The organism is Bacillus cihuensis (assembly GCF_000504145.1).
GTDB lineage: Bacteria > Bacillota > Bacilli > Bacillales > DSM-1321 > Peribacillus > Peribacillus huizhouensis.
Genome location: NZ_KI632498.1, coordinates 174312 through 190530 on the forward strand (window position 1 = coordinate 174312; position 16219 = coordinate 190530).

A 16219-nucleotide genomic window follows, 5' to 3' on the forward strand; every position below is an offset into this window, starting at 1 on the left:
AAGGTGCAATTTAGTTGAAAGAGAAACCCAAATCAGGAGAGATGTTTGTGAATGAATATATATATGTTGGTAATAAGTTCATTACTTTTTTTATTTATTGCAGGAAATGCTTTTTATGTTGCTTTTAAAATATATGAAGAAGATGACGATTTTACTTTTAATACTTTAACTTGGATTGAATTGATATTTAGTGTTCTATTATTAATTTCTGAAAAATTTGCTCCAAAGACATATCATATTGTAATCTTTAAAATTTTTTCATTTTTATTTGGAATATTCTTTTTAGGTTTAACAGTTTTATTATGGATCCTTTTCACTTAATACAAATTCCTCTGCTTCTGATTTAGTAACAGATAGAGCTGAAACTGGTAATAAATCAGCTGCACTGCATCATACTATACTTAACTGTTCAGGAGATTAGTCCTCTTTCCCTATGAACGGTTATTTTTTGTTCAAAATTAGTAATAGTGTTCCTCGAAAAACAATTGGGATCAATCAATATACTAATAATTTAGAATTTTCGTAAGATTGTATTTTCTTTTTTCTCTATAGATGCTAATATTATGACAACTTATCATTTATTGATAATCTATCTGAACTACTAAGAGGCAATTTACATAAAAACTAGTATACAACCTAAAAAAATAAGGGGGTAATTTGTTTATGAGTGCCAGTGAATCAAGTACTGCTAAAGTTTTACAAAGTCCGAGTCCACCACCAGGTTCCCAATCTGAATTGCAAAGAACATTAACTTGGAAGGATGCTTTTTGGTTTTCAAGTGGGGTACCAGCACTATTATTATTTTCAATTGGATCTATCGCAGCCACTGTTGGGAATATCTCCTGGTTAGTTTGGACATTATCAATTTCCATGGGGCTTCTCCAGGCATTTACTTATGCTGAAATTGCCGGCTTGTTTCCTAATAAATCCGGAGGGGCATCTGTATACGGAGCAATGGCTTGGGTAAGGTATTCAAAATTTGCCGCTGCCATATCCGTCTGGTGTAACTGGCTAGCGTGGACTCCTGTACTAGCTCTTGGGACTTCGCTAGCTGCGTCATATGTTTTAAATAACTTTTTTGCTGGATCAGTTCTTACAACTTGGCAATTTACACTATTAAATTTAGAATGGATTCGACCAGATCTAACAATGCGTATTAATGGCGGTTTCATTGTTGCGGTTCTGTTTCTTTTCGCAATGTTTGGTATACAAAACTTAGGTGTCCTAAAGGCCGCACGTTTCCAAAAAATAGTAGCAATTATCGCACTTTTACCACTTATTTTAGTTGGAGTTATTCCACTATTTACGCATGGGATTGATTTGAAAAATCTATTACCAATGAATCCGCTTTCAGGTTCGTGGGATATGGCTGGATTTCAATTATTGTTTGGTGGAATGTTCCTAGCTGCTTGGTCAACGTATGCTTTTGAAACTGCAATTTGTTATACAAGTGAATTTAAAAATCCTAAAAAAGACACATTTAAAGCAATTATATCCGCTGGTTTATTGTGTTTCTTCATGTTTACACTTGTTCCATTCTCCTTTCAAAATGCGCTAGGACTAAAGGGATTGTTAGATCCTTCAGTCGTTAGTGGTGAAGGAGTTGGGGGTGCAATGGCCCTTATGGTAGGGGGTGGAGTAGTCGTAGGGGTTATCATTATCCTATTGTTAATCCTATCTCTATTACTAGCTATTATGACCTCAATGGGTGGAGCTTCCCGTACACTCTATCAAGCCTCTGTTGATGGATGGTTACCAAAATCTTTATCAAAAGTTAATAAAAATGGAGCACCTTCTCGAGCTATGTGGGCGGGTATCGTCTTAAACATTTTCTTACTCACGTTGTCAGATTACACATTTGTCCTTGCAATATCCAATGTAAATTACTTGCTATTCAATTTCCTTAATCTTAATTCGGGATGGATTCATCGATTGGATCGACCAAATTGGTCTCGACCATTTAAAGCACCAAATTGGCTTTTAATAACAAATGTAGTGTTTGCATTTGTTAATATTACATTCTTAGGATTTGGTGCTGATATTTGGGGACCAGGCACTCTATGGGCCGGTTTAATTAGTGCGGGGATTGTCATTCCATTGTTTGTCTATAGACATTATGTAACTGACAAAGGTCAATTCCAGGAAGGAATGTTGGATGGTGCCGATGGTGCTAGTGGTAATACTGAAAAAAGAGCCGGTATTTGGCCTTATGTAGCAATAGGTGCAGGGATTGTAGTTATGTTGATTGCTCATAGTATAGCTAAATAAATAACAGGGTGCCAGGCACCATCCAGAAATTTGGGAAAATAAAAGTCAGAGAGCTATTTATTTAGCTTTCTGACTTTTTTTATTAGTTGTTGATTGTTGTTGCCTCAGATAAATAACGATGGGTAATATTGTATCCTACGTTATTCCATCTCATTCACATTTTGTGTTTTTACCCCTGGCATTTTTTTGTACATATATAAAATAGTCGTTTAATTTTGAAAAGAAAGTGATTAGGGAAGGAAAAGAGAAAAACGATGAAAAAGAGAAACGGGAAGAAAGCTCATTTAATAGCAATCTTCCCGCTTCTCTTTTTCTGGTTCCCTGTTTGGTATATAGCATAATAATTCTATATTAGTTACCTTGCCAAGTAATAATTAATGGAATAAGTCATCATACTATGCCCTTTTGGAGTCCAATGAAACCCATCTGGTGCAATTAAGCCACTTGCAACAAGTTGAGCATCTGAACCTGCTCCCCCACCTGCTTTAATCCAAGCGTTTGCATAATGGTCTACAAGTTGAACGTTTTGTGTTTTCGCGACTTTTCGAATAATCTCGTTATAGCCGTTCAGCCATATTCGTATTCCACCTTTATCCGCATACAAGTGTTTTTTATCTGGGTACTTATTGTAGTAAAGTGTTTGTTGTACTGGTAGGCTAGTCATTAACAAGACTTTAATATTTCTAGCTTTTAATTGAGTGACCATGCTCGTAATATTTTGTTCAAACGTAACTTTATCAACTTGTGGCTTACCATTGTTCAATAATAAACCATCATTTTGACCGAACATAATCGAGACACTCGTAGGTTTCTTAGCCAATACATCAGTAGTGAAACGTTTCATTGCTTGATTCGTGTCATTTCCACTTATTCCTGCATTTATTGCACCAGTTTGAATGACCCATCGTGTATTTAAGTCGTATCCGTATTGTGTGAAATACGTCCCAGCAGTATTGCTGTCTCCAAACCCAACGAATCCAGCTGCATCTGCTTTAATAGATCCAACCGAGAATAAAAGAATAGATGCAACAATAAGGCACATCACCATTTTTTTCATTTTTCCACCCCTATCTTATCAATACTATTTTCTCATAAATAGTTATATTTTGGAAGGGGTTATATGCTAGATATTAACTACTCATGAAGAAACAGGGTGTCAAAGGTATAGCGCTAAATATCTTCTTGATCGGTGTGCCACTCTCCCATCCGAGATAGAACAAATCTATAAATATTTAGCCAAGAAGTAAAGATGAACAATGAATCTGGATAAGCTTGAAAAGATCATACCGCAAATATATTTTTAAAATTCGGAATTTACTTAAAATTAATTTTCGTATAAAATAAGTACTTAGGCTCATATAATTCTAGAATGCAAGATGAAAAGGAGAGTGAGAGTAATTGATTAAAAATTGTAAAAAGAGAGCATGGAGCTTGGTACTTGTCTTTGCTTTACTAGTGGGATTGGTGGCTCCTTCTGCCTCAGCGAATGGTGTTGAAACCATACGTTATTTATCGTTAGGGGATTCATTAGCTGCTGGTATGACGCCCGAAAAAGGAATTAGTAGTGGTTATTCTGATATGACTGCTGACTATTTGAAAGGGAAAAACTCGTTGGCTACATACTCTAAAGAATTTGCTGTTCCAGGTTACACTACGCAAAACGTATTGGATGATTTAACGGTGAAATCAGAATTAAGAGAAGCTGTTAAACAGGCCAATTTAATTACCATATCTGCCGGAGCGAATGATTTATTGAAAATTGCAAAGCTTGACGCAGAGAAAAATATCCTCATCCTAGATCCTGCTGCTGTTAAATCTACTCTTCAAACTCTTGCTAAGAACTACACGATGATTCTACAAACAATTAAAGAGCTTAATCCAAATGCTTCTGTATACGTCATGGGTTATTATTATCCATTTCCATACCTTTCTGATGCACAAAAGCCGCAACTTATTGAATTGACAAAAACTCTTAATCAAACGATCCAACTAACAATTTCCGAGGGTGCTACATTTGTTCAAGTTTATGATAAATTTGGCGATGATACTAAGAAATACCTTCCGAATCCTGAGAATATTCATCCTAATCAAGAGGGATACAAATTAATGAGTGATGCATTAATAGAAATGATAGCCAAACCTAAACCTACCGCAAATGATCTTCCGAAGGGACATTGGGCCGAAAAGGAATTAAATATGCTTTTGGCAAATAAAATACTGAATGTCGATGAAAGAGGAAATATTTACCCTGAGAAGCCGATTACAAGAGCAGAAGTGGCTGGAATCTTGTATAACAGCATTCCAATGACTAAATCAATCCCTGCCAACCCTGGGTATAAGGATGTACCAGAAACTCATCCTGCATATATGGCTATTGCAAAACTTACAGAAGCAGGAGTTTTTACGAAAGCTGAATATTTCAATCCCAATGCACCGTTAACTCGTGTTCAATTAGCTAAGGTTATTGGTACTGCGTTTCAATTAAAAGGTGACAGTTCAGCTCCTACTTACAAAGATACCACTGCATCCTACTGGGGAACACCATATATAAACGCCATGACAACGAACAAAATTATGTTGGGGTATAAAAATGGTAAATTCGGTGTGAATGATTCGACTAATCGAGCCCAGTTTGCGGTTGTATTAGCAAGGGTTCAAGCATTAAAAGCTAATAAATAATGTTGAATGGTGAATGTAGTCACTACTCGAGGATCGTTAGACAAATAAAGCTAGAAATTTCGATTTTTTCTCTAACTTTTCAAATGAAAGAACAATTTAACTTGAATGATATTTTATGCATAATATTAAAGTTCCGTGGAGAAATCTGTGGGGCTTTTTTCTTTTGTTGTAAAGATAGAGCGGGTTGTTAGGTTTTAGGTTCCGCAGAGACTCCTCTATCGAAGTGACGATCACAGATGATTGATCGATGAGAGTTATTCAAAAACAAAATCTCCGACCAAACGAAAACTATCTATTAATTGTTCACGTAAAATGGGAGTCTTGCATGGTAAATAAATGACAATATGAATCACCTTGGAAGGAACAGTGAACTAGATTCGGAAGCAAGGGTTTAGTAACACCCAAATCTCGGTGAAAGATTTATTAAAAAAGGAGAATTAGATATTAAAAGAAATGATTAGTTCTCCTAATGTGTTTTTCGTAGCTGTTGGTTGATTAAACGGATAAATTCCAGTTAATAACCTACATAAATCAGTAATGAGTGGAACTTCCTGTAAGTAAGGGGTGCATCTACATGGTCATTCATTTGCGAGTTAAACATCCCGCAAAAGGAGCACATGCTAAGGTTAAAGAGAATAATATGAATGGGTATTTCGACGAGGCATCAACTAACTACAGTTGATGCTATTTTTGTGTAATTATATCTACTTTTAGAGAAAATAAACCTAATTTTTAGAAAGGAATTGAAAATATATACCATTTAGATGGTATAATTTCATAGGTAATATATACTGCATAAAACATAAAAAGGAATTTATAGGGATAATAATTAATTCACTTTTTATTAGAAGGGACAAAGATTCGCATTGCATAAATTAGTTAGGAGTTTCATCATAGTAGCAATTGTCACAGGAATTTGTTGTTTTACTAGCCAAGCTGCTGCTAATACGAGTTATATAGAAGTTGTTAAGGATACGCCTGTTTATAGTTTTATAGGAAGTGAGAAGATTGAAGTTGGCTCACTAGTGTCTGGGCAGAAGTTTGTTATTGTTTCATCAGATGCAAATTATTATTATATTAAATTTGGCAATGGCAATGGCTATATCAAGAAGACAGATGTGAAGACCGTTTCAGCATCTAAAGAACAAGTTTTAGATATTGTTAATAAAACTGTAAATTCCACTTTTATTACAAAACGGAAAACGGTTATTTACGACAATATGGACAAAAGCAGGAGATCTATCGGGGTCATCAATAGAAATATTCGATATCCTTATCTTTCAAAAAACAAAGATTGGTACCGAGTTCAAATCGGCGGGGAAATGGGATTCGTTCCATCCGCTAGTGTGAATGAAGATCCAGGTATTCCAGTATTAATGTATCATCATATGCTCGTTCAACCAGAATTAACTGAATTCAAAGGTAATAATATGGTCGTACGCGTATCAGACTTTGAACAGCAAATGAACTATTTAAAGAAAAGCGGGTATCGTACTATTTCAATAAACGATTTAGAAAATTATTTGTTGCACGACATGAATCTAACTGGAACAACGGTTGTGATTACGTTTGATGATGGATACTTATCAACTGTTACAGAAGCCTATCCTATTCTGAAAAAAAATAATTTCAAGGCGACGCAGTTTATCATTGGCTGTAGGACTAATGCATACGCAAAGCCTTGGGATGAAAATACGCTTCAATATGTAGGCTTTAATGAAATGAAATTAACTACAGATGTATACGACTATCAACACCATACTTACTGTATGCATTTAAGAGAACCGATTTCGCTTATTCCCTTTCTTATTAGTAAAACCTATGATGAAGTGTATCAAGATACTGAAAAAGGCAAGATTCATATTGGACAAGTTTATGATGACCCTACACATATTCAATACTTAGCTTACCCATGGGGACAATACGATAAAGAAACAATCAGTGCAATAAGTAAAGCAGGAATCAAGCTCGCTTTCACCACTGAAACTGGTAATGTCAAACTAGGAGATAATCCTTATGCATTGAAAAGACAAGGTGTCGCACCAAGACATAGCTTGAATGATTTCATTAATAAATTAAATGGGACGTATAAAGATCCTTTAGTAAATCCGATTAAATCTTGGGACGAATGAAGAATGACCAAACATACTGCGAAACGATGAACTGTGGAGAGAAATCTCCGCAGTTCTTTTAAGTTAATTGGAAAATATCCATATCAAGCATGGATGGTAAGTTTACTAACTTTTGAGTATTTTATTAAAATGCAATTAATAACCGCTAATAGTACTTCTTATCCTGAAGTATATAAAGTCCAAAGAATCCTTAATATATCAAGATTAGTAGTGTCAAGTAGTTACTGAAGGTGAAGGAACTACTGGATTCACATTTGACAATCTACTTAAGAAGAGGATCACCGAATTATGGAATATGTTTTTAGTCAGATTTATCTGAAGTTTACAAAACTAAAGATTCACTTAATATCACCTTAACAAAATTCTATTAAACTATTACAAAATAGGAAAAGGATGGTACATAATTAATGTCGAAATATATTAATTCAAAATCACTATTTGCTTTAAGTATGGCGGGAGCGGTAGTGGTAGCACCTTCAAATTTGGTTGACGCGGCAGATCACGAGTATAAGCTATCATTAGATGCACGTTATGATTCAGGTGTTCAAAACGCAGATGGTGGAACAACGGAAATTGTTTCGTATAATAAACATAATCATTCTACATATGTAGTAAATGGCAAGACGAAAAAGGTAGAGGCTATTTCATTGAAATATAGTGATAAATCTGCCCTTGCATTAAAACCATTTCTATCAATTGATATTGCTGAACTATTAAAGGCCGTTGATGCAAATTTCCAATATGGCGATTTAACAAGTATTGCTGTTCACCCAAATGAAAATGTGATTGCTGTGTCTGTACAAGCTGAAGGGTATAATGATTATGGATACGCAGTGTTTTTAACGGGTGATGGGAAATTGTTAAATGCCGTGAAGGTTGGTGCACAACCGGATAACATTACTTTTTCTCCTGATGGTACAAAAGCCTTAACGGCAAATGAAGGAGAACCTCGTGGTGGATATGGGGCGAATATTGTCGATCCACAAGGTACGATTTCTGTCATAGATGTTTCAAAAGGCTTTAAAAATACAAAAACTGAAACCATCACTTTCGAAGCCTATGATAGCGCAGAGAAGCGTGCGGGACTTGTAAAAAAACAAGTGATTTTAAAGAAAGATACGGCACCTTCCGTTGATCTAGAACCTGAATATATTGCAGTTAGTGATGATAGTAAATATGCATATGTAACATTACAGGAAAATAATGCAATTGCGAAAATCAACCTTACTTCTAGTGAAGTCGTTTCCATTGATGGACTAGGATTTAAAGATTTTAGTGTGAAAGGCAATGAGATCGATTTACGCAAAGATAAACAAATCAAAATTCAAAACGAAAACTACTTCGGTATTTATATGCCTGACGGAATGACGACATATAGTGTAAATGGGAAAAACTATCTTGTCACTGCCAATGAAGGCGATGCCCGTGAATGGGGCGAGGAAGATACGGAGAGCTTCCACCTAAATGAAATCGAAAAAGAAGTAGATGGCAATGAAATTGTCTTCTACGATACTACTGATTATGATGGTTTTGAGTCAGGGAATGAATACATTTTTGGTGGACGCTCATTCTCGATCATTGACGCAGATACAATGGAAGTCGTGTATGATAGCGGTAGTGATTTTGAACGAATTACAGCACAATTTTACCCTGAATACTTCAATTCCAGTAATGATAATGTGAAGCTAGATAATAGAAGCGGTAAAAAAGGACCTGAACCGGAAGATGTGAAAGTAGGGAAAATCGGTGATGAGATCTTTGCATTTATCGGTTTAGAACGTATTGGTGGAGTAATGATGTACAATGTTACAGATCCATCCAATGTTAAATTTGTTGATTACTTAAATTTACGTGACTTTAGTGAAGATATTGCTGGTGATGTTTCACCAGAAGGATTAGCTTTTGTGCCAGGTAGCAATGCTCAATTAGTTGTCGGTCATGAAGTAAGTGGAACAGTGACCGTATTGAATCTACTTGCCGAAGAGGAGAAAGCACCAGAAATTACAGTAAACTTTAAAGATATTGAAAAACATTGGGCAAAAGATTCAATTATCACAGTAACAAAAGCAGGATTATTTAGTGGTGTAACTGAACAAACATTCGCACCTAATAAAAGCTTTACAAGAGGACAAGCTGCGGTTGTATTAAATCGATTAGCTGGTGGCGTAAAAGCGTCAACAAATCCAACATATAAGGATGTAAATTCTTCTTCTCCGTTTGCGAACGGAATTGCTTGGGCAACTGAAAAACAAATCATTAAAGGGGTCAATCAGACAACATTTGCTCCTAATAAATCGATTACTAGAGAAGAGTTTGCTCTTGCGATTTACAATTACTTAGTACAAAATGGTCAAAGTTTTGATGTAAGTAAAACGACCGTTTACAAAGATGATAAAAAGATGAATGCAGATACAAAACAAGCTGTATATGCATTACAATCAAAGGGCTTAATGTTAGGAAGTAGCGGAAGCTTTCATCCAAAACAATCTTTAACTCGTGCAGAAGCTTCAACTGTATTAGCCCAATTAATTGAAAAATAAGATTCCATTTCGCTCTGCCTGTTTGATAGAAGGCAGAGCTTTTTATTTTGCTGTTGGTAATTGCTTGGGTGAATTCTTATAGCCCAGAAACGAGAAAGACAAATGTAAGAGGGGAGATATGGTGAGTAATGTAAGCCTAGGTGATGAATCTTCAATATCCAAAAAGAAGCATAAAGTAAAAGGTGAAATCCTTGGTGGTGCTTGAAAATCCTGTTTTTGTTATAATATGTATCAATGTCTTGTGAGGGTTTGGGAGGGTATTATGAAAAAAAGGCTAGTACTTATTTGTATAGTGTTTATACTATTTATTTTCTTTTTGCTAATATATGTTGGCAAAATGAAACAAGATGCTGTTGAGACGAATAACTCAATAGAATTGAAGTTACCTAGTAGCTTAAAATCTGTGAAAATAGAGGTAAATGAAGCAGATATGACGTTAAGCTATGATAAAAAAACGGAGTTCAAACATATATCGTCTACCGATTATCAGTATATATACGATATTTCCAAACAAAATCAATCGGTCGGTTCTTTGAACGTTACATTCAGAGAATTGGATAACGGGGATGTTTTTGTTTTTACAAAAATACATAACACAAGTAAAGCTGAGTATCGGGCATCGGTACAGCTACCATTTGCAGATTCAGTATCACATCATGAAATCCGTTATGATGAATATGGAGAAGTGAAGAGAGAACATAATAATACATTTGGGACCGATCCATCCTCACATCCGATAGGAATGTTAGAAGTGCAAAAAAGTGACAAGTCCTTTCAATCAGCAATGATCAGTAAAAATTACACTTCTTATAATAGAGAGAAGACGTATTCGAATGGGCAAAAGTCAACCGTTCGGGAATTTATTGAAGAATGGGAAAGCTACAAGATATCGGCAGGGAAAGATGAAGTTTTATTAAGAACAAATCTAAAAGTTCCAGGAGCGGCAATTTCTGAAAACTGGATTTTGTTAGCGAATGATCAATTATTTAAAGATCGTAAAAACATCGATCATTGGTTTACGAAAAGTATTCAGGAATATACAACGATTAATAAATGGTTGACTGCAGATGGAGTGTATTCGAAACTTCCTTGGTCTGTAGACCCTGGCTTTAAAATGGCGTTTGGTAGGAATTTGGGTAATATTCAGGGGAGTAAGTACTTAGATGAGTATAAGAAGACAAATGAAAGGTATTTTTATGATTTAGTCTTCAATTCTGTTGCAGATTTGGATGTGTTTTCAGATGGTGCGGTTACAGCGGGGGACGTACCTGTTTTTAAAACGGAGTACACGAGTTCATGGTTGAAAAATGCTTATGGTACGACTGCTCCATATATCGATACAAGGCATAATGAGAACGTGGCATTATTTTTAAAGAATACGGGTGAATTATTTGCTATCCCTAAGCTTGCTTCAGCTAATCAGAAATACGCCGATTTTTTAGTTGATCAGAAAAGTATTGGGAATGTCATCAGAATAAATGATGCGGGATATTTAATCGCAGACTACTATGCTGAAGGAAGTAAGAAAACTCATGTTTCCTTGAACCACGCTCTTGGCGAAATGCGTTTTCTTATTGAAACTTATCAGCAGACAAAAGATAAGCGTTATTATGATACGGCCATGGCAATCAAGCAGGGGATTGAAGCTTTATATCCCGACTGGATTAGAGAAGATCGAGATTTATGGTATCAAATAAACGGGGAAATGATCTTTAATGGAAGAGATTATCCGTGGTTGACATTAGTCGATCTTCTTTTGAGTCAGGAGCTTTTTGCAGAAATAGGCATGGATAGAAGTGAAATTTTCGATAAAATGATTGAATCGAAATTATTATATCTTAAAAGCATGAAACAACCACTGAGAGCCGATATTTTAGAACTAATTCAGGGGCAAGGGTTTAGTTACCCTACATTTGTTAAAGAGGATTAAAAGGTGTGAAAACTGTTAGATCGAACATATCCACTTGGCATCACCTTATTAAAGGCTGATGCCATTTTTTGTGATTTAAAATATAGATGGGAGTAGTGAGGACAAGTCTGAAAATATATTTCAAAAATGGTAATAATTTCACTCTATTCCAAATTGATAATCACTGGTACAATCACATTACAAACATATTACAAGATTGTAACGAATCTGTATGGTTTGAGAAATGATAGTTTTATAGGATTGAAAGGGGAATGAGTTGAATGTTTAAGTCTTTTAAGAAGTACATAATAGCTGCTGCGACAATTGCTTTAGTTGCAACGGCTGCAACGCCTGCTCACGCAGAATCTAATTATGAGCCAAGCTATTCGTTTACGGATGTAGGTTCACGTTATGCAGAAGCAGTTGATTTCTTATATACAGTAGGGATTATTAATGGGGTTTCTCCGACTAAGTTTGGTACAAGTCAAAATTTAACTCGAGGCGATGCAGCGGTCATTCTTGCTAATACATTAGAGCTAGATACAAAGAGCGCTCCGAATGCAGGATTTAAAGATACATTTCCACGTATTGCAGGCTCAGTTAACGCACTTGTAGAAGCCGGGATTGTTTCTGGTGTGACGGCAGACCGTTATGAACCAACGAAACCATTAACACGCGGTGCAATGGCGAAGTTTTTGAATCTTAGCTTTGATCTATCTGAATATGCAATTGAAACTCCTTTTACAGATGTAGGTGGGGTATTTAAGGAGCATATTGAAGCACTTTACGGATCTGGTATTGCTGCTGGTAAGACGGCTACAAGCTATGGTACAGTACAAAATATTACACGTGGTGATTTTGCTAATCTGTTATACAATTCTATTATGTTTAGTTTAGAAGGAGAATATAGTAGCATCGTATCAGCGGATTTAATTGATTCCAAAACAATGCGTATTCACTTTTCAGAAGCTGTGCCTGAAGATTATACAGCAGCAGATTTGACTGATTATTTATTTGTTATTGCTGAATTGGAAGATGGCAAGTATGTAACTTCCGCAGCGAAAAATGGAGTCCTTTCTAAGGACCGTATGTCTTTAACTTTTACACATACTGATTTTGCTGGGCAAGCAGGTACAATCTATATCGATGATCTTGAGTTACCATTCAACTACAAGACTAATAAATAATAGCAAAGACAAGCGTTCCGAGAGTACGGAATGCTTGTCTTTTTTTAATCTGATTTCGCTGATAATTAATCCAGAAATCTGATAATTAATCGAAAACCCTACATAATTAATCCCAAAATCAAATAATTAATCGAAAACCCCATATACCATACTATTCCTCATCAAACGTAAGCTGATATACCCGCCCTTTCGTTGTCCCATAATGATTGAGGTTCATAGAAGTAAGTAGTTTGGAAGCAATTGATGTAGAGGGGAGAATGAGGAAGTCCCGGAGTGCTTGATTCGTTATCGTAGGCTGTATGAGGAGAGCGTAATCTTTTAAAGCGGAAATATGGGCATCTTTGGATGAAAAGGAGCAACTCATACAAACCCACTTTCCGCGAAATCGATTCATTGGTAGTGCAGAACATTGTGGGCAATGGCAGCCCTTGTAGAGTGAGTCCGCGTGTATACCAAATCGATCAAGTATATTAGGATCATATGGTTCATCTTGTTTCATAAGCAATCGTGATATTCTACGGAGATCTTTATTCGTAAAAATAACTTGTTGATTCTTATCACTTAAATGATCGACTTTACTAGGGATGTGGATACTATGTATTACGATTCTCTTTGTAAGAGAATCATTCGGAGCGGTCTTTATTAAGGTGTATGGATTAGTAATCGCTACAATACACTCTATCGGTGGAATGGATTGTATCTTGTTCCTCTTAAGCCAAAGTTTTAATTGAAGCTTTTGTCTTTCAACTTGCGGAATTGGATTGGGAAAAGTATCCTCTTTCCCATTAGGAAGTGTTCGTGTAAGTTGGCTATGAGTAGAATCGAAATGTAGAGTACCCGAGTAATTTTTTGCGTCAACAATTAAGAAAAAACGAGGGGTCAGAATGAGGGTATCAATTTGAAAGTAATAGTTTTCGCCTAATATTCTTACATTATGCAGGATGAGGTGGCCCGTATTTGAGATAAAACTTAAATGATAATCTAGGGACTGCTCGCCATTATAGCCAGCTTGATTTTTGGAAATTTCGGCTTGTATCTCCAATTTTTTTGGATGATCAAACGGTAATCGTCTATTTAAAGCCTGCAATTTCTGAAGGTAGATTGGTAAAATCCGTTGCTTAACGACCATATACGTTGCTCCTATTAAGTATTCTTGTAACACCAAAACAACTCCCGGGCATATAAATTCCCGGGAGGAGAAATTGAACGATTTATTTCGCAGCAGAAACATCAATAATGCGGCCTTCTACTTTAGGGTCTACAGTCTCGAACGTTTTTAAGTAGTTAATAAACATTTGGTAATCCGTGAAACCAGGCTCACTCACACGACCATCAGCATATGCTTTAGCGAATGTATCGAATCCGTCTCCACCTTTAGCCGTGAAAATATTCGTTGCAACGATGTAGGACTCATCGTTTTGAAGAGGAGAAAGCTTACCGTCTTCACCTTTAATATTTACCTCCACAACTCGGTTACCTGCTTTTTTACTACTATCATATTTAAATGTCATGCCTGAAACATGCAGGAAGCCTCCAGATGCCTCAGGTGCTTGGCTTACACTGTGTTCTAGCGCTTCAATAATTTCAGATCCTTTTAGGTTCATGATACCTAAAGTGTTTCCAAATGGCATAACAGTTAGGACTTCCCCTATCGTTATATCACCTGCATCAATAGACTCGCGAATCCCGCCACCATTTGTCATGGCAATGACTGTATCAGGGTTAATCGTTTTTGCAGTGCTTAACATGCCATCCGTAATCAAGTTTCCTAGGTTTGTTTCACTTGTACGAACTGAATTACGTGCTCCATTCAATGGTTCAACAGCTGTGACTCCAATAGACTCCGCCTGAATTTCGGCGATTTTATCTGCATACGGTTTTAGGGCAATCGCTGTTGTTGGATCTTCAGCGCGTTCTTTCACACTTAATAATTTACCTGCTTGTCCGATTACTTTACCATTTTTATCGAATTTCACATCAAGTGTTCCTACATAATTATTATACTCGCCCGTTTGAACGATAATCGTTGGCTCGGCTTTACCTTCCGAAACGACTGTCGGTTTTTCTAATACAGTGTGGGAATGACCACCGATGATTACATCAATACCATCAACTTGTTTTGCAAGCTCTAAATCATTATCGAATTCAATATTATCATTGTATCCGAGATGTGTAACGGCAACAATTTTATTAATCCCTAACTCTTTAAAAGCTTTAACGGAATTTTTCGCTTCTTCAATATAGTTTTTAAAGGAGATATCTTTAGGACTTGAAATTTCTACTGTTTCTGCAGTTGTTAAGCCGAAGATTCCGACTTTTTCTCCGTTTACTTCTTTAATGATTCCGTTATAAATTTTTCCGTCTTCTGGATTGTCAGAATATGTTCCGATTTCTTGCAAGCCATCAAATAATTTGTCGCTAGAGAAGTCCACATTGGCACTTACGAATGGGAATTTCGCCTCTTTTATAAAATCGACAAGCCATTGATGACCTTCATTACTAGAACCTTGGTCAAATTCATGGTTTCCGAATGTCATGACATCATAACCTATATCATTCATGAACTTTAATTCAGCTTTGCCTTGGAATTCGTTAAAATACAGTGTGCCAGTCATTACATCTCCAGCATCGATCAACAATGGTTCCGACTTTCTGACACGAACTTCATTAATTGTAGTAGCTCTCTTCGCTACTAATTCCACATGGGAGTGTGTGTCATTTGTATGCATGAGTGATAGTTTATAGGCTTCATCATCCAAACCAGTTACAGATGCTGACTTTTGAAGAAAGATTGAGAAATCACCACGAGTAGCTAGTTTAGTAGTTCCAAATGAAGTTTTGGAAGTACCTTCAGAAATTTTATTAGAAATTAAAGTTTCAATTGCTGTTTGATAACGTTCTGAAACATCAGTGAAGTTAAGATTTGTTTTTCCAGTCAGTTCAAAGCCTTTTTGAATCCAAATGGCTAATTCTCCGCGAGTAATAGGACTGTTAGGATCAAAACTAGTGGCAGTTTTTCCTGCAGTAACTCCAATTGCTTTTAATGCATTGACTGCTTGAACCGCACGAGCTGGTACATCAGTAAATCCAGAATTAGGAGCGTGCTCTGTATTCAGTTCGAGAACATTTGATAGAAGTATCGCTGCGTCAGCTCGTGTAATGAATTTCTGAGTACCGAAAGAAGTATTGGTAATACCCTTAGCTCCTTTAGATACAACATAATCAATCGCTTCTTTATAACGTTTAGAAACGTCTGTAAATTCAGGGGTTGCAGCATTAGAAGTTGGTGACAAGGCAACTGTAATCAGTGTTGCTGCAGCTGCTGTCGCTATAAATTGACGATATGATTTTGTTCTGTAGCTCATATTTCAAACCTCACTTTTCCTAAACATTATTTTCGACCATACGTAAAAGAGTTTGACATGTGTAGTTTATAATAAATTTTGCCTTAATAACATCTACTAATTTAATATTTTTGAAAAATTTACAGGAAATTAACAATAT

10 protein-coding genes are annotated in these 16219 nt (G+C 36.1%); 7 read left to right on the plus strand and 3 right to left on the minus strand.

The features are described from left to right. Window positions 1-51 precede the first annotated feature (51 nt). Window positions 52-321, plus strand: coding sequence for a hypothetical protein (locus V179_RS0122690; protein WP_028393499.1), 270 nt, complete (start codon window positions 52-54; stop codon window positions 319-321). Window positions 322-663: 342 nt separating this feature from the next. Beyond that, window positions 664-2268 carry an APC family permease gene (locus V179_RS0122695; protein WP_028393500.1) on the plus strand — a complete coding sequence of 535 codons (1605 nt, stop codon included), beginning with the start codon at window positions 664-666 and terminating at the stop codon, window positions 2266-2268. Window positions 2269-2623: 355 nt separating this feature from the next. Here V179_RS0122695 and V179_RS28555 read toward each other — a convergent pair whose 3' ends face one another. Continuing rightward, window positions 2624-3325, minus strand: a complete 702-nt coding sequence (locus V179_RS28555; protein WP_051405097.1) for an SGNH/GDSL hydrolase family protein — start codon at window positions 3323-3325, stop codon at window positions 2624-2626. 341 nt (window positions 3326-3666) lie between these two features. On the opposite strand from V179_RS28555, the gene V179_RS29320 reads away from it, so the two are divergent. The 5 genes from V179_RS29320 to V179_RS0122735 all read left to right on the plus strand — a co-directional run bounded on the left by V179_RS29320 (window position 3667) and on the right by V179_RS0122735 (window position 12715). After that, on the plus strand, window positions 3667-4947 hold the full coding sequence (locus V179_RS29320; protein WP_051405098.1) for an S-layer homology domain-containing protein: 1281 nt from the start codon (window positions 3667-3669) through the stop codon (window positions 4945-4947). Between the two features lie 866 nt (window positions 4948-5813). Then, the gene (locus tag V179_RS0122715; protein ID WP_028393501.1) at window positions 5814-7079 is read left to right on the plus strand and encodes a polysaccharide deacetylase family protein; all 1266 of its coding nucleotides are present in this window, start codon (window positions 5814-5816) and stop codon (window positions 7077-7079) included. A gap of 407 nt (window positions 7080-7486) precedes the next feature. Next, the gene (locus V179_RS0122720; protein ID WP_028393502.1) at window positions 7487-9619 is read left to right on the plus strand and encodes a choice-of-anchor I family protein; all 2133 of its coding nucleotides are present in this window, start codon (window positions 7487-7489) and stop codon (window positions 9617-9619) included. Window positions 9620-9881: 262 nt separating this feature from the next. Then, the gene (locus V179_RS0122730) at window positions 9882-11549 is read left to right on the plus strand and encodes a hypothetical protein (RefSeq protein WP_028393503.1); all 1668 of its coding nucleotides are present in this window, start codon (window positions 9882-9884) and stop codon (window positions 11547-11549) included. 260 nt (window positions 11550-11809) lie between these two features. Beyond that, the gene (locus tag V179_RS0122735; protein ID WP_028393504.1) at window positions 11810-12715 is read left to right on the plus strand and encodes an S-layer homology domain-containing protein; all 906 of its coding nucleotides are present in this window, start codon (window positions 11810-11812) and stop codon (window positions 12713-12715) included. Window positions 12716-12866: 151 nt separating this feature from the next. On the opposite strand, the gene V179_RS0122740 is transcribed toward V179_RS0122735, so the two are convergent. Continuing rightward, entirely contained in the window at window positions 12867-13877 is a 1011-nt protein-coding gene (locus V179_RS0122740) for a nuclease-related domain-containing protein (RefSeq protein ID WP_161632358.1), read from the minus strand. 49 nt (window positions 13878-13926) lie between these two features. Next, window positions 13927-16080: a 5'-nucleotidase C-terminal domain-containing protein gene (locus V179_RS0122745; RefSeq protein ID WP_034302333.1), complete on the minus strand. Its 2154-nt coding sequence runs from the start codon at window positions 16078-16080 to the stop codon at window positions 13927-13929. Between the last annotated feature and the right edge of the window lie 139 nt (window positions 16081-16219).

Bases quoted from the DNA above. Each gene is read 5' to 3' on its own strand.
- V179_RS0122745 (WP_034302333.1), bottom strand. From the start codon at position 16,080: ATGAGCTACAGAACAAAATCATATCGTCAATTTATAGCGACAGCAGCT.
- V179_RS0122735 (WP_028393504.1), top strand. From the start codon at position 11,810: ATGTTTAAGTCTTTTAAGAAGTACATAATAGCTGCTGCGACAATTGCT.
- V179_RS0122695 (WP_028393500.1), top strand. From the start codon at position 664: ATGAGTGCCAGTGAATCAAGTACTGCTAAAGTTTTACAAAGTCCGAGT.
- V179_RS0122690 (WP_028393499.1), top strand. From the start codon at position 52: ATGAATATATATATGTTGGTAATAAGTTCATTACTTTTTTTATTTATT.
- V179_RS0122720 (WP_028393502.1), top strand. From the start codon at position 7,487: ATGTCGAAATATATTAATTCAAAATCACTATTTGCTTTAAGTATGGCG.
- V179_RS28555 (WP_051405097.1), bottom strand. From the start codon at position 3,325: ATGAAAAAAATGGTGATGTGCCTTATTGTTGCATCTATTCTTTTATTC.
- V179_RS0122730 (WP_028393503.1), top strand. From the start codon at position 9,882: ATGAAAAAAAGGCTAGTACTTATTTGTATAGTGTTTATACTATTTATT.